This is a genomic window from Caldococcus noboribetus (genome assembly GCF_055389385.1).
Map to the genome: position 1 here is coordinate 623,363 of NZ_AP042475.1, position 20,072 is coordinate 643,434.

The window sequence follows — 20,072 nt, forward strand, 5'->3', positions numbered from 1 at the left end:
ATGCAGGCGCAGCTGGGCCTCACTGAGGAGGACATGAAGAAGGTGGAGGCCTACTGCAAGGACGAGCTTGGCACCTACCTGCTGTACGAGGCCCTGGCTGACGAGGAGCAGGGCGAGCTCTCCCAGAAGCTGAGGCAGGCCGCTGAGCAGGAGAGGGGCCACTACCTCTTCTGGAGGTCCCTCCTGGGCAGGGACTGCAGGGCGTCGCCGCCGGGCAGGGCGTTCAGGGTGCTATACAAGATCTTTGGGCCTGTGTTCACCCTGCAGGCCCTGGAGAGGAGGGAGGCCAGCGCGGCCAGGGAGTACAGGAGGTTCATGCCTAGGATGCCCCAGGAGCTCAGGCCGAGGCTTGAGCAGATAATAGCTGACGAGGAGGGCCATGAGTCGGAGTTCCTCAGGGGGCTTAAGGACGTCAGGGTTGAGTACCTGGGCTTTGTCGCCCTCGGCATGGCTGATGCCATAACTGAGCTGGTTGGCGTTTATGCAGGCTTCCTTGGGGCCACCGCGAGGACCCTAATAGTAGGGCTCGCGGGCCTCCTCGTGGGGTTCTCTGCCGCCATCTCAATGGCGGCGGCCGCCTTCCTGCAGTCAAGGCAGGAGGGGACCACTAGGCCGGGCCTCAGCGCCGCGGCCACGGGGCTCTCCTACTTCGTGACCGCCCTGCTCCTGGGCATACCTTACCTGCTCCTCAGCAGCACTGCCGAGGCCCTGGCGGCTTCACTGCTGATAGGCGTTGGCGTCCTGGCGGCCTTTCACTTCTACAGCGCAACGGTCAACGGCACGAGCTTCGTCAGGGAGCTGGGCCTCGGCCTGCTGATACTCCTGGGCGCCACCGCCGCCGGCCTCCTGTTCGGGGACGTGATAGGGAGGGCGTTCCACCTCATGGGCCTCTTCTCGTTGGCGCTCCAGGCCCTGAGGTAGCCTCATACCTCTTTTATTGATCTTCACTAATTAGGCCACGAGGACCAGGTAACAGGCGGGGGTCAGTCTTGTCCCAGTCAAAGGTCGACAAGTATACAGTAATAGAGCTGAGGCTGACGGACGCCGAGCTGGCGGCCCTCGAGAAGAGGGCCAAGGACGCCGGCTACCAGGACGTGAGGTCATACCTAGAGGCCATAGTCAAGGGCGGGGGCCCCTCGCCCCCGGCCCAGGGGGAGAGCGTTGAGGGGCTCGCCAAGAGGCTGGAGAGGCTAATACAGGACATGCTGAACCCGTTCACGCAGAAGGTGGACGACCTGGCCAAGAGGCTCGCCCAGATAGAGGAGGACATAGAGTCCCTGAAGCAGGAGAGGCAGCCGCAGCAGCCCCAGGCGGAGAGGAGGGAGGCTGAGGCGGCGGGCGGGAGGCAGGGGGGCAGCACGGCAGTTGAGAGGCTTAGGAGGCAGGGCGTCGTATTCCAGGAGGAGCTCCCGTGGCTCAAGGCTCCGGACAAGTTCTTCGCAAAGCTTGGCAGGGAGGGGGCCGTGGTGCTGACCCTGAGCGACGGCAAGGCCGCGGTGGACCCCGAGTTCTGGAAGAAGTTCGTCGCCGAGGTGGAGTCGACGGCGCTCAAGGACCCCAGGCAGGTGAGCGACAAGATACAGGCAGACATGGGCGAGAAGGCAGCCAACCTGTTTAACAAGATGGTCAGGAGCGGCCTCATAATATACGACGAGGACACAAAGAAGTGGAAGGTGGCCAAGGGCGCCGGGAGGGGAGGCGGCGGGCCGCCCGAGTACGAGGCCGAGGAGGACGAAGAGGACGAGGAGGGCTACCTCTGAAGGTACGGGCAAAGAGGTCAAGCTAATTAGCTTGAGCTTGCCTCAGGGACTCAGTGTCGGGCTTGAAGTTCGCCGAGCTGCTCAAGCTAATGGCGGAGCTTGACGAGAGGACAGGCTATCCAATGCCAGTGCCGCCCGGCTTCGCCTCAAGGTGGTCCGAGGGCCTCGGCCTTGGAAGGAGGGGCAGCAGGAGGCTCCTCTTCACGGGGGCCCTCTACCAGCTGGTGCCCTACATAGAGGGCACTGTTGAGCTGCTCAGGAGCCTTGAGAGGGCCGAGGGCGCCGGCTGGGCAGCCCTGAGGGCGGCGAGGATAGCTTCAAGGAGGCTCGACCTCTCCGTGCTTGTGAGGCCGGACCCGGAGCTGGTGGAGTGGTCGAGGAGGGTCCTGAGGTCAATAGCAAAGCTCCTCGTGGCCTCAGGGGTGGACTTTGACTACGTACCGGAGCTCTCCGACATGTACAGCGGGGCGCTGCTCAGGGACTACGGCATGGTCGATGCCTTCAGGAGGCACGCCGAGGCCGTGGTGAAGGCCGTTAGGTCAGCGGGCTACGAGGAGCTCATAGTTGTGGACCCCCACACCATGGATACTGTCACCAGGGGCTACCAGGAGGTCCTCGGGGAGGGCCTCAGGGCTGTGAACTACATGGAGCTCGTGAGGCCCGGCGGGGGCCGCGGACTAGAGGCGACGGTGCACGACTCCTGCGTCTACGCCAGGAGGCTTGGCATAGTTGACAGGCCCAGGGAGCTCCTGAGGGGGGCGGGCGTCAAGGTGGCCGAGGTCAGCAGGTCGGGCAGGTGGACCTACTGCTGCGGCGGCCCCCTTGAGGCCCTCCTGCCATCCCTGGCTGAAGCCATTGCGGTGACCAGGGTTAAGGAGCTGAGGGGGGCCAGCGACACAGCTATAACCATGTGCCCCATATGCTACGTGAACCTCCGCAGGGCCTCCAGGTCCTCTGGGGTCCAGCTGAGGCTCCTCGACCTGGCTGAGGTGATCGGCGGTGAGTGACGAGCTCCTGGAGGGGTACGCAAGGGCAGTCCTAAGGGCCCTGGAGAACCCTGACCTTCAGGAGGCCCTTCACACCTACGTGCCAGGCTCTGAGGAGAGGGTGAGGAGGTTCCTGGAGTCAAGGCCAGACATAGTCCAGCTGGCCAGGGAGGTCAAGGCAATAAAGGAGTACTCAGTGGCCCACATGGACGAGCTCATAGATGAGGCCATGAAGTCGCTCAAGTCAGTGAACGCCGTGCCCCACTACGCCGTGGACGCCAGGGAGGCGAGGGAGCTGGCCCTGAGCCTCGTGGGCAAGGGCAAGGTAGTGGTCATGTCAAAGTCCATGACCGCAGAGGAGTTGGGCATAAGGGAGGCCCTGGAGGGGGCGGGCAACGAGGTCTGGGAGACTGACCTGGGGCAGCTGCTGGTGCAGCTCGAGGGAGGGAAGCCAATGCACTCCATAGCCCCGGCAATACACATGACAGTGGTCAGGGTGGCGCAGCTCCTGAGGGACAAGCTTGGCCTCGACGTGAGCCCGAGCGACACCCCGCAGCAGATGGTGGCCAAGGTGAGGCAGTTCCTTAGGTCGAAGTTCGTTAGCGCCGACGTCGGCATAAGCGGAGGCAACGCCCTGGCCGCCAGGGAGGGGGCCCTGCTCCTTGTCGAGAACGAGGGCAACATAAGGATGGTCACTAACCTGCCTAGGCTTCACATAGCCTTTGTGGGGGTTGAGAAGCTGGTCCCAACGATACTTGACGCCTTCAAGGTCATACTCGTTCAGGCGGCCTTCGCCGGCCTCTACCCGCCCACGTACGTGAGCCTCATAGCGGGCCCCAGCAGCACGGGCGACATAGGGCACAGGAGGGTCTACGGCGCCCACGGCCCCGTGGAGGTTCACGTGGTCCTCGTGGACCACGGCAGGAGGGCGGCGGCCAGGGACGCGGTGCTCAGGGAGCAGCTGAGGTGCATAAGGTGCGGCTACTGCCAGTTCGTCTGCCCCGTGTGGGGGCAGGTGGCAAACAACTGGGGAGGCCAGACATACGGGGGTCCCATGGGCGTCAACTGGACGGCTATAACGGAGGGCGTTGAGAAGGGCGCGGCCCTGGCCATGTTGTGCCTGGGGTGCGGCAGGTGCGACGTGGCCTGCCCGGTCGAGATACCTATCTCAGGCATACTGGCGGACCTGAAGAGGAGGTTCGCCTCATCCCTTTGACTTGCTGACCCTCAGCTGGTGGCTCCTGGGGAACTCGAAGTCCATGAGCCTCCTCAGCAGCTGCCTCAGGTCGCCCTCACCCACCTCGTAGGTCGCGTCCCTGAAGCCGTGCTCAGTTATTGAGAACCTGTCCCCCTTCCTGGTGATCTCCAGCCAGCGGTCCCCCTTGAAGCTCTCGACCCTGAGGGTCTCGCCCTCCCTGAGCTTAAGGGACTGGGAGACCACTAGCTTGTCGGCGGAGCTCGCCGGCACCCACGGCAGCCCGGCTCACCTTGGCCTGCGGGCCCGTATGGAATAATACGTTTAAATTACTACTGCCAGTAGTAACAAGGGCTCACCGTGTCAGGCAGGAGGCTGCCAGTGATAGTGGCCAGTGCAACCGTGACAATGTTCGCCTGGGGGGTAGTGCTAGCGCTGGCGCCCCTACTGACGGAGTGGCCTATAGTCCCAAGCAGCTACGACGTGTACCTCCTTGTCGCCTCCCCTATCTCTCTCCTGGCAGGCAGCTTCGTGATGGGCAGGTTCACCGACGCCTTTGGCAGGAAGAGCGGCTTCATAGTTGACATGGTTCTCTTCGCGGCCTCCATACCGTTCATACTCTTCGCCACGGGCCCCCTAGACCTAATAGCGGGCATAGCGCTCGCGGAGTTCTCGCTGGGCGGCGATGAGACCACGCTGCTTGCCTACCTAGCGGAGGAGTCGCCGGAGGCCCACAGGGGCAAGGTGCTTGTGGGGGTCACGAACGCGGCTAACGTGGGAGCCCTCACCGCATCAGCCATATCGCTTGTGACCAGCTTCTCCGTGGGCCTCCAGAGGCTCGCCTTCGCCCTCCTGCTGGCCTCGGCCGTGCCAGTGATAGTTGTCACCAGGTTTATGGCGCCGGAGTCCTTCAGGTGGCTTAAGTACAGGTCAGGTGAGAAGGTCTCCATAGGGAGGGGCGACTACGCTATCAGGATCTACCTCCTGCTCACGATGGCAATAACGGTGGTCCTGACGTACGCCCTCATGGCCCTTGTTATAGGCCCATACCTGTTCCCCAGGCTCACGGGGCTGATAGTGTTCACCTATAACCTGGGCGAGTCCCTGGCGGGCTTCGCCCTCCTGCCGGTGATAGACTCCACAAGCAGGAGGACGTTCCCCTTCATAGCCTACCTGGGAGGTGTCATAACTATGGCCCTGTTCATACCCCAGTACGCTGTGGCCAGGTCGTCACTGGCGGCCTTTGAGTCCCTGCTCTTCCTCAACGGGGTCTTCGGCGAGATGGCGTGGGCCGCCAGGGTTGTCCTGGAGCCCGAGCTCTTCCCCACCAGGCTCAGGGCCACAGGGGTAGGCGCGGTGAGGGCCGCGGCCTACGCGCTTTACACGGCGTCCATATTCTTCACGCAGCCCTTCACCGAGCTCTCGTACCTGCTCTACAACGTGGGCCTTTGGGCCGTGGGCCTCTCAGGGGCGGCCCTCTGGCTCGCCAGGGGCATAGACACGGCCGGCAGGCCCCTTGAGGCCATATCAGATATACAGGTCTCAGCGGGGAAGCGCTAGCCCTTGCCCTGAAGGGCCTCGTCTATGGCCTTCATGTCGTCATCCTTCAGGCTCACGCTGAGGGCCTCGACAGCCTCATCTATGTGGGACGCCTTCGTGGCGCTGGTTATAGGTATTAGGGTGACCCCCAGCTGCTCAGACCTCTTAATAACCCAGGCCAGCGCCAGCTGGGCCATTGTTATGCCCTTGGAGTCAGCAACCTCCTTCATCGCCCTCAGCGCCGCCGCAGTCCTCTCGTTGAAGTACCTCCTGCGTATCTCCTCGGTTATCGAAGCCCTGCTGAGCTCCGGCACAACCCACCTGTTCTCCTTGAAGTCATAGTACTTGCCCGTGAGCACGCCCTGGGCCAGGGGGCTGTAGACCATAACCGCCAGGCCGTACCTCCTGGCCACGTCAAGCCTCCCGTCCCTCTCTATGCCCCTCTCAAGTATGTTGTAGAGCTCCTGCATGGTAACGAAGCGGTCAGCCCCTATCCTGTCAGCAAGCTCCAGGAACTCAACCACGTCGTGAGCTGGGTGGTTGCTTATGCCCGTGTAGTTCACGAGGCCCATCCTGACGAGGTCCTGGAGGGCCCTGAGGGTCTCAAGCTTGGGCGTGTCGGGGTCAGGCCAGTGGAGCTGGTAAAGGTCTATGTGGTCGGTGCCCAGCCTCTTCAGGCTCTCCCTCACCTGCCACATTATGTGCTTCCTGTTAAGCCCCTCCCCGTTGGGCCAGGGGGCCATCTGCCCCCTGACCTTGGTGGCCAGCACTATGGACTCCCTGTCCACAGTAGCCAGGAACTTGCCGACAATCCTCTCAGAGTTGCCCACGTGGTTGAGGTCCACGGGCTGCATGATGCCGTGGTACCTGTTGGCGGTGTCTATGAAGTTGACGCCTAGGTCATAGGCCCTCCTCATGGCCCTCAGGGCCTCGTCCTCGTCGACCTTCAGGACCCCGAACTCGTCGACCTGCCTTGAGGGGGGCAGGTGCCACGTGCCAAGGCAGAGCCTGGAGACCTTCACGCCGCTCCAGCCGAGCCTCACGTAAATCATGTTAGGTCACTGAGGGCGAGGAGCGGGGGCTTTTAGGCTTTTCTACCCTAGCCCGGCCCTCCTCAGGAAGTCTTCCCTGTTGACTACCACCCTCTCGTGCACGCCCTCCCCTATCAGCCTCCCGCAGCACTCGGCCCTGAAGCTGAGCCTGGCCCTCTTGCCGTCAAAGCTCTCGACCCTCACGGATACCCTGACCGTCGCCCCCTGGGGGGCAGGGGCCTTGTGCCTCAGCTCCACGTAGGTGCCCACTGTGGTGTAGCCTGGGCTCACGGCGCCGGAGAGGCACCTTGAGGCCACGGACTCTATGAAGGCCAGCAGGCTTGGGGTCGAGAGGACCTCGACGTCGCCTGAGCCGACGGAGATCGCCAGGTGGGCCCTCTCAACCCTGAACTCGTCGCTGCACTCCACTAGCTCGGCCATTGGGGTCCCTTGGAGGCGATGTTAAAGTTATTAAGCCTCGGATAAAAAGGCTTAGCCTGACCGGGAGGAACGCCCCGCGCGAACTGACCCGCGTCCCGGGTCTGCGTGTGCGCGAGGCTTTCCCCAGCCCGGTGCTTAGCCTTGAAGTTCATAGTGATAGTGGGGCCGGCGGGCTCCGGCAAGAGCACCCTAACCATGCAGCTAGCCTCAGCTATGGAGTCCCTGGGGGCCGCGGTAGTCAAGGTTAACTTCGACCCTGCGGAGGACAAGCCTCCCTATGACCCTGATGTTGACGTGAGGGATTACGTCACTGCCGAGGAGTTCATGGAAAAGGGCCTCGGGCCCAACGGGGCACTGGTGAGCGCCATAGACTCGCTGATAAGCCACGTGGACAAGGTGAGGGACGAGGTCGAGCAGTTCAGGCCCGACTACGTGATAGTGGACACGCCCGGCCAGCTCGAGCCCTTCGCCTACAGGGTGGGGGGTCCCCTGGTGCTTGACGCCCTCATACAGGACGACAAGGCGGTCACCGTGTTCCTCATGGACTCAGTCTTCTTTGAGAGCCCTGCGGACATAGTGTCCATACTGACCCTGGCATCCTCAGTCAACGTGAGGCTCAGAAGGCCGCAGATAAACGTGATAAGCAAGGCTGATCTGCTGAGCCCTGAGGTCATAAACAACGTGCTCCCCATGCTGCACGAGGAGGGCTACCTGGAGGCGGCTGTCAGGGACTCAAAGGTGCTTAGCGGCAACGAGCTCAACCTGTCCATGAGCCTCGCCAGGGCCCTGTATGAGGCCGGCTACATAGGCGAGATACTTCCAGTGAGCGCCTACGACGACGTGAGCCTTAAGGAGCTCTACGGCAAGGTACAGGAGGTCCTCGAGGGAGGGGACGACTACAGGATATACGACGTTGACGAGGATCAGGGCGACTAAGCTAGGCTGAGCAGGGCCAGGTGGCTTATCCCCCTTGACCTGTAGTTGAGGAGGGAATTAAGGGCCAGGCTTGTGACGTTGTCAACCTCTACCGATACATAAGCCTTCTCGACCCTGGCGAGGGCCTCCTCGGTGGCAGCGCTGGAGAGGCTTATGCCCACCTTCCTGCTCCTGTACTCTGGGTCCACGAAGAGGGAGCCCAGGTACCACCAGCCCTCCGTCATGACGTAGGTGGCCGCCACCCCGACGAGCCTCTCGCCGTCCCACGCGCCGAAGGCCGTGCCCCTCATTATCATGTCCTCGGCCCACTCGGCCCTCAGCTCGTCCCACTTGGAGAGGAGGTCCCTGAGGTCCTCTATGTGGTGCTCGTCCAGCGTGGAGAAGTAGATGAAGTCGGGCTTCCCCTCAAACCTCCTGAAGCTCGCCCTGTCAACCTCCATGACGTGGTAGGCCGTTAAACTCTCTATCCTGGCCCCGCCCCTGACGAGCTCCTGTATAAGGCCGAAGTTCGAGGTGGAGACCCAGGCCCTGCCGTAGGACCTCAGGTAATCCATGACGGCCCCCGGGGCGCCGGAGCAGGCCCCCCTGCACACCGCGTCTATGAAGTAGTCGTCTGAGTAGTTGGACCTCTGAAGGCCCACAACGTCGCCGTTAACCTCCCTGACCTCCTCGAGGGAGCTTAGCCACTGCGTGCCCTCGAGGGAGCCCAGGAGGTATATTGATGGCATGTCCATGGTGTCCCTCAGGAGCTTCAGGCCGTCCTGGCTCAGCATGCTGGCACCGCTGAAGCATTGCCATCAAGGCTTAAAAATTCTGAGCCTTCGCCCAGAGCCCAGTGGGAACATGGAGAGAACGGTCGCAGTTATAGGCGCTGGCACTATAGGCGGCGCTATAATAAGGGGCCTGCTCAGGGCCGGCGGGGGCTACAGGGTAATCGCCACGGCCAGGAGCAGCTCAACCGTTGAGAGGCTGAGGGGCCTGGGGGTCGAGGCAACAACGGACAACGTCGAGGCCGCGAGGGAGGCTGACCTGGTGGTGCTCACAGTTAAGCCTTACGTAGTGGCTGAGGTGCTGAGCGAGGTGGCGGCGGAGCTCGAGGGCAAGCCCCTGGTGTCGCTCGCGGCGGCCGTGAGCACGGGCTACATAGCCTCAAGGGCCCCTAAGGCGAAGGTGATAAGGGGGATGACCAATATAAACGTAGAGGTTAACGAGGGCTTCACAACCCTCTCGGCAGGCCCCAACTGCGACCAGGCGGCCAGGTCGGCGGCCGAGGAGCTCTTCAGGAGGCTCGGCACCGTGGAGTGGGTTGACGAGAGGTACATGGACGCCCTTACAGCGCTGAGCGGAAGCGCCCCAGCCTTCATAGCTGAGGTGATAGACGCCCTGGCCCTGGGGGGCATAGCGGCGGGCCTCCCAAGGGACCTGGCCTACAGGGCCACGCTAATGGCCATGATGGGCACCTCGAGGAACCTGCTGGAGACCGGCAGGCCGCCCCACCAGGTCAGGGACATGGTGCTGACCCCCGCGGGTACAACCATAAGGGGGGTCATGGTCCTTCAGGGCAACGGGCTCAAGAGGACGCTCATGGAGGCTGTCCTGGAGGCCACCAAGAGGGCCAAGGAGATGAGGGACGAGATGGGCCTATCCTGAGGGGTGTTTAGGCGTACCTAAAATTAATAAGGGGCTGGACACAACTATAGATATGGAGTAGCCCCTTCCTGGCAGGGGGTGATAGCTGGAGGTGACGTCGCTTGATATCAAGGAGCCTGCTGGGGCACGCATCAAGGCTGTTCCTCGTGACTGGGTTGGCCGGCCTGCCGCTGGCTGTCTACGAGCTGTACCTGGGCCTCGGAAGGGGCTACTACCTGCTTCAGGCTGACGGCTACCACGCCCTATTTGACTCTCTGCTCGCAGTGCTCTACGCCGTCCTCCTGAGGGTGGCCTACAGGAGGTCCAGGTCGTTCCCCTGGGGCCTCTACAACGCCGAGGGGATAGTGACCATACTGGTGTCAATATTCGTGGTCTACCTGGTGGCCTCAGCGTTCGCAGGCTCCCTCGCTGGCCCCAAGGTAATGCCCTCCTGGACCTCCTGGATATTCTGGGCGAGCGCGGCCCTCTCAGCTTCAGTGGCCATAGCGGACGCCAGGTACGTGAGGCTGCTCATAGTGAAGTCGGACCTGATGCACGCCAGCGTCGACGCCGCCCTTGACGTAGTTGCAGGGGGCGTCGTGTCAGTGGCTTACTTTAACCTCACGCCAGTGGTGCTGGGCGCGATGATGTTAGTAGTGGTCTACAGCGCCGCCGAGAGCTCGTGGACCTCCCTCCAGTCGCTCCTGGGGGCTGAGGTGTTCGGCACCGGCCTCAGGGAGGCCATAGGAAGGGGCATAACATCCATGGGCTTGAAGCCCCTCAGGATATACGTGGCCAGGGCGGGCTCCTTCTACCTTGTACAGGCGATAATAGCCCTGCCGCCGGAGACGACCCTGGCAAGGGCCTACAGGGTTAAGAAGAAGGTGGCTCGCCTCATAGCATCCTTTGACGGCGTGGCCATCGCCGACGTCAGGGTCGTCCCGAGCTCGGAGCTGAGGCGCAGGGGGCTAGAGCTCATCAGACAGCCTCTTATCTTTGATAGCCAGCCCGGGCAGCTCGCTCTCCTCCTTCAGCTCCTCCTCAAAGGACTTCATCTGCCTTGCCTTGCTCTCTATGGCGAAGGAGCACCTGCCGTCGGGCAGCATGGCCTTCTTCTCGCAGTAGGCGTACCTGCACTGGGTGCCCACGCACCTGTCCCCCACCAGCGAGCATATGGCGACCTTTACGGGCCTCCCCCTGTAGTGCTCAACCGACACCCTCAGCGCCTTCTGGCCGCACCTGAAGAAGGGGCACAGCGGGTTGCACCTGTCCCCTATGGGCTTTGGCCTTGGCTCCTGCCTGGCTCCCTGGCTGGCCTCAGGCCTCGGGTCCCCTTGCCTCCTGTAGCCGAAGCTCAACGCTGTTTCGCCCTTCGCTCAGTGGAAGTAGTTAGGGACGAAGCCATTTAAGCATTATATAATATGGCTCCTCTCCTACCCGCTCAGTGGTGGCTACTATGAACGTCTTCCTGACGCTGTGGCTCAACCTCCCGGCCCTCACGAGCTCAACTGGGTCAAAGGGCTCCTCGGGGTCGTAGTAGTGTATTATGAACGGGGCGTGCTCAAGCCCTGGCCCCTTCCTGTAGGCCACGAAGGAGGCCCCGTACTTGAGGCCGGACCTCACCACCAGCCCCCTCGACCTGAGGGACCTGTAGAGCAGGTAGAGCTTCTCCTGCCTGCCTGTAACCCCAAGGGCCTCCCTCAGGCCGTTGAAGTCAAGGACCCTGCCATCATCCCCCTCAACCTCTATCACGCCCCTCTCCACCAGGTACAGGGCCTCCAGGGGGTCCAGGATCAGGGGGAGGATATGGAGCTCGGGTCCCTAACCTTCTCAGCGCCCATGGGCCTGCCGTAGAAGCCGCTCGCGTAGAGCCTCCTGGAGCCCTCTATGGAGGGGACTACCACGACGCCGCCTATGAGCTTTGCCCTTATGGGCTCAGCTGAGGAGTCCAAGGCCAACTAGCCTCACGTAGGTCGACGCGTTGTAGGCGCAGTCAACTGCGTCCTCGAAGGAGTCTATGACCTCCTTGAGCATGAGCAGCTTGGCCGCCTCGTTGGAGTACCTCTCAGCCACCATGGCCAGGGCCTCGCGGTATATGGCGTCGGCCCTCCTCTCGGACTCGCTTACAAGGTCGAACTTGTCGTCAAGCAGCTTCCTTCTGGCAGCGGGGTCCTTTACGGGGCCCTCGCTGGCCCTGAGCATGTCAACAAGGGCCACTGAGGACCCCTGGAGCTCCCTCAGCAGGCCCCTGACGCTCTCCACGATGTTGTCTGGCAGCGACTTCTCAAGGCTCAGGCTCAGCAGGAGCCTGTAGGTGCCCGCCTCGAGCCTGCTCATTATACACTCCATCTGCAGGGCAGCCTCTATGTAGAACTCCTTGTAGGCTATGAGGCTGAGCCTCCCGTTTGCTATGTAGTCGAGGAGCCCCTCCTTGCCCTTGGTGACCACGTCCCTGAACTGGAGCAGGTCCTGCCTGTAGGTCTTCTCAACGAGCTCAGGGGAGAGGGGGGTAGAGCTGAGCACCTGGAGTATGTGGCTCGAGGTGTCCTCCACCCCCTGAGCCATCGTTATGAGCCTCTCTATAATGGTATTGGACGTGATGCTCTCTCCCATTATTAACACCGGCCGAGCTGTATAGTCACGCGTAACCATATAAGTTTAGCGTCAGGCGAACACCTGAGGGTCAGGCGTGGCCAGGAAGCTCATAGTGTTCGACTGCAAGGAGGTCAGGGTTATAGACCCATCCCAGCTGTCGCAGCTCGACAAGGAGGGGCCCGGGGACCTGTTCATAGTCCTGATAGACGGTGACGTCATAGCCAGCGGCAGGCTGACGGTAGTGAGGAACATAGTTGAGGGCCAGCGGGAGGAGACCCAGGGGGCCGCCGCTGCCCCGCAGGCCAGGGAGGGCGGCGTGGCCGCGGTCCTTGACCAGATGTTCAGGGGCTACTACCCGGAGGTCATAGAGAGGGAGGAGCCCGACGTGGAGCTTCACGTGATAGTTGGGAGGGGTCTCCAGGCGCCTCAGCAGGCGGGGCCCAGGAAGGTGCTGGAGCCGGCAAGTGACGACTTTGACGTGCTTAAGGTGGTCGAGAGGGTTGCCAGGGAGGCCAGGAGGGTCCTCTTCTTCACTGGCGACAAGAGGCTCGCCAGCCAGGCCGAGGTCACGGCCTCGCAGCTCGGCAACGTGGAGGTTCACTACATGCCTCCGAACGAGTTCCCGGGTAAGGAGAGCCTGGCCAAGGCTATGATAGACGCCATAGAGAGGGCTAAGGCCTCCCTCCCCTCCACCTGAGGTAGAGGTTATTGTCGACTCCCAGAGAGTCCAGAATCTTGCCTACCATGAAGTCAACCAGGTCATCAATGGTCTTGGGCTTCGAGTAGAAGCCCGGAGCCAGGGGCATGACCACGGCCCCCATCTCGGCAAGCGAGAGGAGGTTCCTCAGCTCGGCCACGCCGAGGGGCGCCTCCCTGAAGGCAACCACCAGGGGCCTCCTGAGCCTCAGCATGGCCAGGGCGGCCCTGGCCACCAGGTTGAGCTCGAGGCCGTTGGCTATCATTGCCACAGTCTTCATGCTGGCGGGCACTATGGCCATGCAGTCAGGCTGGCTGCTCGACGAGGCAAGGGGGGAGGTCATGTCGTCCTCCCTGTAGGCCTGGGAGTACCTTGAGGCCAGCTCAAGGAGCTCGCCTGCCCTCATGCCCTCCTCGGCCTGGGCCACCAGGTCGGCCGACCTGGTCACTATGACGCCTGAGAGCTTGAGGCCCAGCCCTGAGGCCGCCTGAAGCAGCCTAAGCCCGTACCTTACCCCGCTGGCCCCAGTTATTGCGACGGAGAGGGTTCTGCAGGGCAAGCCCATCACTCAGCGGGCGGCTTGTCGGCTATGCCGGCCTCAACCTCCTTCCTGTGCTCCTGGTAGAACTTCTCTATCTCCTCAGGCGGGGGCAGCGCGTTGGCCCCCAGCATGGTCACCTTGAGGGCGGCCACCGCCTGAGCATAGACCAGGGCGTCCTTAAGCCTCTCGCCCCTGGAAAGCTTAAGCAGAAGCGCGGCCGCGAAGGTGTCGCCGCTGCCGGTGGAGTCCCTTACGACGCTCACCTTGAAGGCAGGCACGTAGCCCGTGAACTCGTCGCTCAGGGCGTAGAGCCCCCTGGGGCCCATCTTAACTATCACAGTGGAGGGCCCTACCCTCCCTATCTCCTCGGCGCAGGCCACCGGGTCCTTTATTCCAGTTAGGTTCGCGCACTCCCTGCTGTTCAGCTCTACTATGTCGACGAACTTTATGAGCCCCCTGAGGGCCTTCAGGCCCGCCATGCTGAGCCTCCTCCCCGGGTCCCAGGAGACCATGGCGTCGAGCTCCTTGGCCCTCACGGCCGCCCTGAGGCTCGTGTCGGGCCTCAGGCTCGCTATGTGGACGAACTTGCCCCTGGCTATGACATTTTCGTCTATCTCGTCAGGGTCTAGCTTCTCCGCGCAGCCCTTGTAGCCGTAGAGCACTATGTTGCCCTCCTTGTCTATCATGAGCACCGAGAAGCCCGTTGAGCCGAAGCCGACCTTGAGGCCTGATATGTCCACCTTGCTCCTGACCAGCTCCTCAACTATCTGCCTGCCGAAGTTGTCGAGCCCTATCTTAGTTATTACAGCGGCCTTGCCCCCAAGCCTTGAGGTTATGAGGGCCACGTTTATTGCTGAGCCCCCTGGGCCCGTGCTCTGCTCTATTATGTCTGCCTCCTCGTCTGGGGAGGCGAACCTGTTCACCGTGAACCTGAGGTCAACCAGGGCGTGGCCCACAGCAACTACGTCAAGGTCCTTCTGCTCCATAAGCTTAAGACACCACCATCACTCAAGGTTAAAGCGCTTGGCCGCCTCCTCCGGGCTCAGGCCCTCATGAACTACTGCCATCACGGCCCTGGCCATGGACTTTATGTCCTTAGCCCTGAAGACGTTCCTGCCGACGGCCACGCCGCTGCCGCCCGCGGCCATCACGTTGCTTAGGTCCGTGAGGAAGTCCACCGGCCTGTCCCTCACGGCGCCGCCGCTCATGACGACGGGTATCCCCTGGGCCATCTCGACGACCCTGGCGAAGGTCTCCCTCGAGCCCGTGTAGTATGTCTTTATCAGGTCGGCGCCCACCTCTATGGCTGCCCTGACGCCGTACATAACAACCTCGGGGTCGTACCAGTTCTTGAAGTGGGAGCCCCTGGGGTACGCCAGCTGGAGGGCTGGCATGCCATAGGCCTCGGCCTCCTCCTTTATTATCATCCAGTTCTCTATCATCTCCGACTCGTGCTCGCTGCCCCAGTACACCGTGGCGGCCACGGCGTCAGCGCCAAGGGCCACCGCGTCCTCTACCGTGGCCAGCCTGGTCTGCAGGTGAATGGAGCTCTCCGGCCTGAGCTCGGTCTTGCTCGTGAGCTTAACTATTAGGGCCGTCTTGCCGGCCCATATGTCGTGCGTCAGCCTGGCCATGCCGGGCAGGAGCATTATGGCGTCCACGCCAGCCTCGACCACCTGCTGTATTATGTTCCTTGCCGCCACCCTGTCCTCCGGGAAGTCCTTGGGGCCATGCTCAAAGCCGTGGTCAAACGCAAATATCACCGTCTTGCCATCGCTCAGTATCCTGCCCAGCCTCACTCTGACCCCAACGGCCCCGTAGTTAACGCCTGGGTGCGTCATAGCTTTAACCTCCACTAGGTAGGGGACTACCGTGTCTAATAAGTTCAAGTTACAGGTCCTGAAGGGAGCATTAACGCGCCTTAAGCAGGTCCCTTCAACGCTCTTAACTTAAATAAGTTAATTCTTATGGAAGAGGCTTCAAGGAAGTTTATAAGCAATCTAAGGAGTTCCTCTGCTGGGAATTGACTTGAGGCTCCTGGGCCTCGTTGGGGTCGCGGTCGTGTTCTTTATCATGGGCTTATTCCTCGGAGGCCTCGCGGTGACAACCCACGGCGCGGCAGGCCCTGGCCTGGGCGTCAGGGCATCATTCATCAACGGCACCCCGGTCACCCCCTCGGCCCTTGAGAGGATCCTCAGGACGCCCAGGGTTGGCATAGTGACGCCCATGGCAATGGAGATGGCGCCCCTGCTGGCAGCCATGAGGCTCACGGCCATAGTCAACTGGTCTGGCTACAGCTTCTACGTGGGCACCATAGGCGGCACGCCGGTGGTCCTGGTGAGGAGCGGGGAGAAGGAGTACGCAGCCGTGGAGGCCACGACGCTCATGGACACGCTTTTTAACGTGAGGGCTGCGGTGCTCTCGGGCACGGCGGGCAGCAGGAACCCCTACGTGGTCCCGGGCGACGTGGTGGTAGGCGCGTTCGTGGTTGACAAGTCGAGCATACACTACCACAGGGCGTCCCTGGTTAACTCAACGGAGGCCTACAGCGAGACGCCGTACACAGGCGTCGAAATTGTTAACGTGACCCCGCTCAGGGGGGACCTGGTGTCAGGCCTCGGCGAGGCAATGCCTTCGTACTCCAACGCCTCATCCTACGGCTATGGCGTTGACCTCAGCTATGTCTACGTTGAGTACCTGGCGGCCTCAGCACAGCTAGTGAGGCTGGCCGAGCAGGCGGCGCCCACGCTGAGCCCGATCCCCCTGGCCAACGTCACGGGCCTCAACGTGAGCGGCGAGCTCGTGCCCAGGGTGATAGTGGGCGTCATAGGCTCAGCCAACCAGTGGACGGAGCCGCTGCCCTGGATAGCGCAGCAGAACGCCCTGTACGAGACTGACGCGGGCGAGAACGAGGGCATGGGGTTCGCCTACGTCAACTCAAGGCTTGGGATACCGTGGGTCATAGTGAGGGGGATATCGGACAGCCCCTGGTTCCCGAGCGTCTACATAGGCCCCACGGCGGCCGAGGAGGCCGCGAACGTCACCATATACATAGTTGAGCACCTGAACCTTAATGACGTCAGCGACGCCCCCGCGACCTTCTCAATGCTCTCAAACGTCAGCAACGCGGCCATTCACGGCTACATAGTGGCCGTCAGGGCCTACTACGTTGGGCTCAAGGTAATTGGGGTCTCATACGTGAACCAGCAGGGGCAGCTGATAAATGAGACTGGGCCCTCCTTTGAGGACAAGTACTACAGCGAGTACGCCTACTCGGCCGCCATGGAGGACCTGCTGGCGGCCAACAAAGTGACAGGCATAACTTGAGCCACGGCGCCTGCGCAAAGGGCCAGCTAAGGCTGCTCCGGCACGAGCTCGTAAGTCAGGTAGCCCTCGGGCTCCCTCTTCACCACCTCAAGCCTTACCTTCATGCCAACCCTCAGCCTCTTCGGGTCCCTCTCCCTGACCCAGGCCAGAACCTGGACGCCGTTGCTCAGCCTGGCGATGCCAACAGTGTAGTCGTCGTAGTGGCTGAAGCTGTAGGGCTTAGTGTATATGACTGTGTAGGTGACAAGCTCGCCCTCCCTGGGCAGCTCCACCCACTCCACCTCCCCGTCCTTGACCCCTGGGCAGTCCACCTGCGGCGGGAAGAACACCTCGCCCGTCTGCTTGCACCTGGTCGCAAGCACCTTGCCCTCGCTGAGGGCCTCAAAGAACTTCCTCGTCCTCTCGACGCTTATCAGGAACTTGAACCTCATCTCCCTCTGGTCGTACCACAGGGCCACGTTGGTCTTAGGGTCCACTATGACTGGCACGCCAACCGAGGACTTCATGGCGTTAGCGTAGGCCTCCAGCTGCTTTAGGTAGGCGTCAGCCTCCTGCCTCTGGCTCAAGCCCCTCACCTCCCCCTGGGCTTCTCAAGGCCCAGTATAGTAACGTAGGCGTAGTGGCCCGTGCCGCCTATGTTGTGGGCTATGGCCATGCCCTTGCTTATGGTTGCCTGCCTGCCGGGCTCTACCTCGTGGAGGAGCTGCTTTGTAAGCTCAACAGCCATGCTGACCCCCGTGGCCCCCAGCGGGTGCCCCTTGGCCTTGAGGCCCCCGCTCAGGTTGACCGGTATGAGGCCCCCTATGTAGGTCTGCCCCTCCCTGATGAGCTTGTAGCCCTCGCCGCGCTTCACGAAGCCGAGGTCCTCGTAGGCCATCACCTCAGCTATGGTGAAGCAGTCGTGGACCTCGGCCACGTCAAAGTACCTGGCCGTGTTCTCCGTCTCAAGGCCTGCCACCTTGTAGGCCGCCTTGGCGGCCAGCTGGGCCGCCAGCAGCCCTGTGAAGTCGTCCCTCCTGGACAGGTTAGCCGTGCCCGAGGCCATGCCTATGGAGTGTATCCACACGGGGGAGTCCGTGAGCTTCTTAGCCACGTCCTCGCTGGCGAGGACCACGGCCGCGGCCCCGTCGGTTATGGGCGAGGAGTCGTAGAGCTTTATGGGCCAGGCTATGTACCTGCTGCTCATGCAGGTCTCGAGGTCTATCTTCCTCGGGAACTGGGCCCTGGGGTTCATGCTGGCGTAGTGGTGGTTCTTGACGGCGACCTTGCAGAAGTCCTCCTCGGTGGCCCCGTACTTGTTCATGTAGGCCGTGGCGTAGAGCGCGTAGTAGCCCGGGAAGGTTAGGCCGAAGTTCTGGAACTCCCAGAAGTAGTTGCCAGCCCTGCCTATGAGCTCCACCACGTTGGGGGTCGGGCTCTCGTTCATCTTCTCAACCCCGACGGCTAGGGCTATGTCGGCCATGCCCGAGGCCACGGCCTCGTAGGCGGAGGCCAGCGCTGAGGACCCAGAGGCGCAGGCCGCCTCGACCCTGTGCAGCGGCTTGCCCGAGAGGCCGGCGTACTCAGCGACAACAACGGCCGGCAGGGGCTCGCTGCTCCAGCCGCCCACGTTAGATACTACTACGTGTTCAATGTCCTTGGGCTCCAGGTTCGCCTTGTCGAGGGCCTCCTTTATGGCCTCATAGGCGAGCTCCGCCAGGTTAACATCATTCCTAACCCCGAACTTCGTGTGGCCGTATCCCACTATCGCCACGTTCCTCAAGCGCTCACCTGGATAAGCGTAAGACATGAGGGCCTTACGTGTTAAGGCTTGGGAAATTAGATACATTAAGGCGTGAGGCCCTTTAAAACCGGCCCCCAAGGCATAAGGGGTTTAAAAGGGGCCAAGGCAAGCCCATAACTGCTGCCCGCCCATCCAAGGCTATTACCTACATGTGCTGCCCTAGCCCCGGTGGGAGTTTGGTTACACTAGATGACGTGAGGAGGGCCCTCCAACAGCTCTTCTCAAGGGCTGTGGAGGAGGTGCCCGAGATAAGGAGCTGGGACAAGGTCTACCAGTTCTCCGTTCAGGGCCTTGGCGACTTCTACGTTGAGATAAAGGGCGGCGCCCTCAACGTGGTGGAGGGGAGGCACCCGAAGCCCATAGCCACCCTGACCACGACCTCAGACGTGCTGGAGAAGATGATGTCGGGCCAGCTGGACGCCATGAAGGCCTTCCTGGGAGGGCAGCTTAAGGTTACAGGTGACGTTCTGGACACCATAAACCTGAAGAAGCTAATAGATGCCGGCCTTGGAAAGGTAAGCGAGGTGTGAGCCGTCAGCCCTGAGGGCCAGGCCGGCCCTGGCCCTCCTCACTACTGCCGTGGCCACGTCAAGGGCTGAAAGTATGCCTGTGCTGTAGGCGTCCACAATGACGGCGTGAAGCCTCCTGCCCTCCTCTATTGTCCTCGGCTCAAGGCCGGCGGCCCTGTAGCCGCCCACCATGAGGGCCCTCAGGATCGCCTCAGGGGCCTCCCTGAGGCCCTGGGACCTGGCTATAAGCATGGCCTCCTCGGCCTCACCCCAGGGGTCGGGCAGGTTCCAGGCAGCGTTGTCGCTGCCCAGGCCAAGGGTGACGCCAGCCCTTATGGCTTCAGCCACAGGGGGGAGCCGGAGGCCGTGCCACATGTTGCTCCTTGGGCACATGACCAGGGGCACCTTCCTCTCAGCCAGCGCCTGGACGTCCTCCCCTGAGAGGTGGGTGCCGTGGACCAGGGCTGTGAAGCCGGCCCTGAGGGCCACCTCCAGGTCGCCCTCCCTCCTGTTCTCGGGGTCCTCGGCCACGTGCGTGAAGGAGGGGCTCAGCTGCGACGTCAGCTGCCTCAGGACCCCCTCGCTGTAGTCAAGGGGGCTCGAGAGCCCAAGGCCCTGGCACCAGCTGGGGAAGGAGGGCCCGGGGGTGCCGAGCACAAGCACGTCCATGTCAGGCACCATGGACCTCGCCCTCTGGGCCGCCAGGCAGCCCAGGCCTCCCCCCTCCCTGAAGTCCACCAGGAGCCCTACTCCGAGCTCATAGGCGGCCCTGTAGGTCCTCCAGATCCCTACTGCGGTCTCAGCAGGGCCCAGGGTTGAGAGGAGCCTGTACTTGAGGCCGTCGGGAGGGGCCACGAGCTCGTGAAGGCCAAGGCTGACGCCGAACTCAGGGAAGCGGCCGTCAGCGCTGTGCACGTGGGCGTTGGCGGGCTGCGGGAGCACCGCGGCCCAGGTCCCCCCTGCGGAGTCCCACGGGCAGCTGCCCCACCCCTCCACGGACTCCACTACGCCCTCGTCATTCACGGCTATGCAGACGTCCCTGACAGCCCTCAGGTCGTCACCTATTACAGCCAGCGACGCCCTTATGTACACGCAGTCCACCG

The 20,072-nt window shown here is 62.3% G+C and carries 24 protein-coding genes; 11 read left to right on the forward strand and 13 right to left on the reverse strand.

Annotated elements, in window-relative coordinates; all coding sequences use genetic code 11:
- The 4 genes from ACZ5GQ_RS03315 to ACZ5GQ_RS03330 all read left to right on the forward strand — a co-directional run bounded on the left by ACZ5GQ_RS03315 (position 1) and on the right by ACZ5GQ_RS03330 (position 3,962).
- On the forward strand, positions 1–921 hold the full coding sequence (locus ACZ5GQ_RS03315) for a VIT1/CCC1 transporter family protein (RefSeq protein WP_498857207.1): 921 nt from the start codon (positions 1–3) through the stop codon (positions 919–921).
- Between the two features lie 68 nt (positions 922–989).
- On the forward strand, positions 990–1,760 hold the full coding sequence (locus tag ACZ5GQ_RS03320; protein ID WP_498857208.1) for a hypothetical protein: 771 nt from the start codon (positions 990–992) through the stop codon (positions 1,758–1,760).
- Positions 1,761–1,813: 53 nt separating this feature from the next.
- Positions 1,814–2,767 carry a heterodisulfide reductase-related iron-sulfur binding cluster gene (locus ACZ5GQ_RS03325; RefSeq protein WP_498857209.1) on the forward strand — a complete coding sequence of 318 codons (954 nt, stop codon included), beginning with the start codon at positions 1,814–1,816 and terminating at the stop codon, positions 2,765–2,767.
- Positions 2,760–3,962 carry a LutB family protein gene (locus ACZ5GQ_RS03330; protein ID WP_498857210.1) on the forward strand — a complete coding sequence of 401 codons (1,203 nt, stop codon included), beginning with the start codon at positions 2,760–2,762 and terminating at the stop codon, positions 3,960–3,962. The genes ACZ5GQ_RS03325 and ACZ5GQ_RS03330 overlap by 8 nt, the downstream gene beginning before the upstream one ends.
- On the opposite strand, the gene ACZ5GQ_RS03335 is transcribed toward ACZ5GQ_RS03330, so the two are convergent.
- Positions 3,951–4,214: a hypothetical protein gene (locus ACZ5GQ_RS03335; RefSeq protein WP_498857211.1), complete on the reverse strand. Its 264-nt coding sequence runs from the start codon at positions 4,212–4,214 to the stop codon at positions 3,951–3,953. The genes ACZ5GQ_RS03330 and ACZ5GQ_RS03335 overlap by 12 nt on opposite strands.
- Before the next feature lie 87 nt (positions 4,215–4,301).
- On the opposite strand from ACZ5GQ_RS03335, the gene ACZ5GQ_RS03340 reads away from it, so the two are divergent.
- A complete protein-coding gene (locus ACZ5GQ_RS03340) occupies positions 4,302–5,501 on the forward strand; it encodes an MFS transporter (protein ID WP_498857212.1) in 1,200 nt (399 codons plus the stop codon).
- Here ACZ5GQ_RS03340 and ACZ5GQ_RS03345 read toward each other — a convergent pair.
- Together ACZ5GQ_RS03345 and ACZ5GQ_RS03350 are read right to left on the reverse strand one after the other, a co-directional pair.
- Positions 5,498–6,532 carry an aldo/keto reductase gene (locus ACZ5GQ_RS03345; RefSeq protein ID WP_498857213.1) on the reverse strand — a complete coding sequence of 345 codons (1,035 nt, stop codon included), beginning with the start codon at positions 6,530–6,532 and terminating at the stop codon, positions 5,498–5,500. The genes ACZ5GQ_RS03340 and ACZ5GQ_RS03345 overlap by 4 nt on opposite strands.
- Before the next feature lie 42 nt (positions 6,533–6,574).
- Complete coding sequence (locus ACZ5GQ_RS03350; RefSeq protein ID WP_498857214.1) at positions 6,575–6,952, reverse strand: thioesterase family protein; 378 nt, start codon at positions 6,950–6,952, stop codon at positions 6,575–6,577.
- 141 nt (positions 6,953–7,093) lie between these two features.
- On the opposite strand from ACZ5GQ_RS03350, the gene ACZ5GQ_RS03355 reads away from it, so the two are divergent.
- Complete coding sequence (locus ACZ5GQ_RS03355; RefSeq protein WP_498857215.1) at positions 7,094–7,888, forward strand: PRK13768 family protein; 795 nt, start codon at positions 7,094–7,096, stop codon at positions 7,886–7,888.
- Here the strand turns inward: ACZ5GQ_RS03355 and ACZ5GQ_RS03360 are convergent.
- Positions 7,885–8,661, reverse strand: coding sequence for a GNAT family N-acetyltransferase (locus ACZ5GQ_RS03360; protein WP_498857216.1), 777 nt, complete (start codon positions 8,659–8,661; stop codon positions 7,885–7,887). The two genes, ACZ5GQ_RS03355 and ACZ5GQ_RS03360, sit on opposite strands and share 4 nt — an antisense overlap.
- Before the next feature lie 70 nt (positions 8,662–8,731).
- On the opposite strand from ACZ5GQ_RS03360, the gene proC reads away from it, so the two are divergent.
- Positions 8,732–9,538, forward strand: a complete 807-nt coding sequence (proC, locus tag ACZ5GQ_RS03365; protein ID WP_498857217.1) for a pyrroline-5-carboxylate reductase family protein — start codon at positions 8,732–8,734, stop codon at positions 9,536–9,538.
- Between the two features lie 101 nt (positions 9,539–9,639).
- A complete protein-coding gene (locus ACZ5GQ_RS03370; RefSeq protein ID WP_498857218.1) occupies positions 9,640–10,926 on the forward strand; it encodes a cation efflux transmembrane domain-containing protein in 1,287 nt (428 codons plus the stop codon).
- Here ACZ5GQ_RS03370 and endA read toward each other — a convergent pair.
- The 3 genes from endA to ACZ5GQ_RS03385 are packed head-to-tail and all read right to left on the reverse strand — an operon-like array spanning position 10,907 to position 12,130.
- A complete protein-coding gene (gene endA, locus ACZ5GQ_RS03375; RefSeq protein WP_498857219.1) occupies positions 10,907–11,281 on the reverse strand; it encodes a tRNA-intron lyase in 375 nt (124 codons plus the stop codon). The genes ACZ5GQ_RS03370 and endA overlap by 20 nt on opposite strands.
- Positions 11,282–11,310: 29 nt before the next feature.
- Positions 11,311–11,469 (reverse strand): hypothetical protein, encoded by a 159-nt coding sequence (locus ACZ5GQ_RS03380; protein WP_498857220.1) that lies wholly within the window; start codon positions 11,467–11,469, stop codon positions 11,311–11,313.
- Positions 11,453–12,130, reverse strand: coding sequence for a hypothetical protein (locus ACZ5GQ_RS03385; protein ID WP_498857221.1), 678 nt, complete (start codon positions 12,128–12,130; stop codon positions 11,453–11,455). Before ACZ5GQ_RS03385 ends, ACZ5GQ_RS03380 begins: the two co-directional genes overlap by 17 nt.
- Before the next feature lie 76 nt (positions 12,131–12,206).
- On the opposite strand from ACZ5GQ_RS03385, the gene ACZ5GQ_RS03390 reads away from it, so the two are divergent.
- Positions 12,207–12,809: a hypothetical protein gene (locus ACZ5GQ_RS03390; protein ID WP_498857222.1), complete on the forward strand. Its 603-nt coding sequence runs from the start codon at positions 12,207–12,209 to the stop codon at positions 12,807–12,809.
- Here ACZ5GQ_RS03390 and ACZ5GQ_RS03395 read toward each other — a convergent pair.
- The 3 genes from ACZ5GQ_RS03395 to ACZ5GQ_RS03405 are packed head-to-tail and all read right to left on the reverse strand — an operon-like array spanning position 12,784 to position 15,191.
- Complete coding sequence (locus ACZ5GQ_RS03395; protein ID WP_498857223.1) at positions 12,784–13,374, reverse strand: UbiX family flavin prenyltransferase; 591 nt, start codon at positions 13,372–13,374, stop codon at positions 12,784–12,786. The two genes, ACZ5GQ_RS03390 and ACZ5GQ_RS03395, sit on opposite strands and share 26 nt — an antisense overlap.
- Positions 13,374–14,336 carry a carbohydrate kinase family protein gene (locus ACZ5GQ_RS03400; RefSeq protein ID WP_498857224.1) on the reverse strand — a complete coding sequence of 321 codons (963 nt, stop codon included), beginning with the start codon at positions 14,334–14,336 and terminating at the stop codon, positions 13,374–13,376. The genes ACZ5GQ_RS03395 and ACZ5GQ_RS03400 overlap by 1 nt, the downstream gene beginning before the upstream one ends.
- Positions 14,337–14,354: 18 nt before the next feature.
- A complete protein-coding gene (locus tag ACZ5GQ_RS03405; RefSeq protein ID WP_498857361.1) occupies positions 14,355–15,191 on the reverse strand; it encodes a 2-amino-3,7-dideoxy-D-threo-hept-6-ulosonate synthase in 837 nt (278 codons plus the stop codon).
- A gap of 187 nt (positions 15,192–15,378) precedes the next feature.
- Here ACZ5GQ_RS03405 and ACZ5GQ_RS03410 point away from each other — a divergent pair, with 187 nt between their 5' ends.
- Positions 15,379–16,677: a 5'-methylthioadenosine/S-adenosylhomocysteine nucleosidase family protein gene (locus ACZ5GQ_RS03410; protein ID WP_498857225.1), complete on the forward strand. Its 1,299-nt coding sequence runs from the start codon at positions 15,379–15,381 to the stop codon at positions 16,675–16,677.
- 26 nt (positions 16,678–16,703) lie between these two features.
- On the opposite strand, the gene ACZ5GQ_RS03415 is transcribed toward ACZ5GQ_RS03410, so the two are convergent.
- Complete coding sequence (locus tag ACZ5GQ_RS03415) at positions 16,704–17,243, reverse strand: Zn-ribbon domain-containing OB-fold protein (RefSeq protein ID WP_498857226.1); 540 nt, start codon at positions 17,241–17,243, stop codon at positions 16,704–16,706.
- 5 nt (positions 17,244–17,248) lie between these two features.
- Complete coding sequence (locus ACZ5GQ_RS03420) at positions 17,249–18,439, reverse strand: thiolase family protein (RefSeq protein ID WP_498857227.1); 1,191 nt, start codon at positions 18,437–18,439, stop codon at positions 17,249–17,251.
- 197 nt (positions 18,440–18,636) lie between these two features.
- Here ACZ5GQ_RS03420 and ACZ5GQ_RS03425 point away from each other — a divergent pair, with 197 nt between their 5' ends.
- On the forward strand, positions 18,637–18,990 hold the full coding sequence (locus ACZ5GQ_RS03425) for an SCP2 sterol-binding domain-containing protein (RefSeq protein WP_498857228.1): 354 nt from the start codon (positions 18,637–18,639) through the stop codon (positions 18,988–18,990).
- Here the strand turns inward: ACZ5GQ_RS03425 and ACZ5GQ_RS03430 are convergent.
- Positions 18,952–20,070, reverse strand: coding sequence for an amidohydrolase family protein (locus ACZ5GQ_RS03430; RefSeq protein WP_498857229.1), 1,119 nt, complete (start codon positions 20,068–20,070; stop codon positions 18,952–18,954). The genes ACZ5GQ_RS03425 and ACZ5GQ_RS03430 overlap by 39 nt on opposite strands.
- Positions 20,071–20,072: the final 2 nt, after the last annotated feature.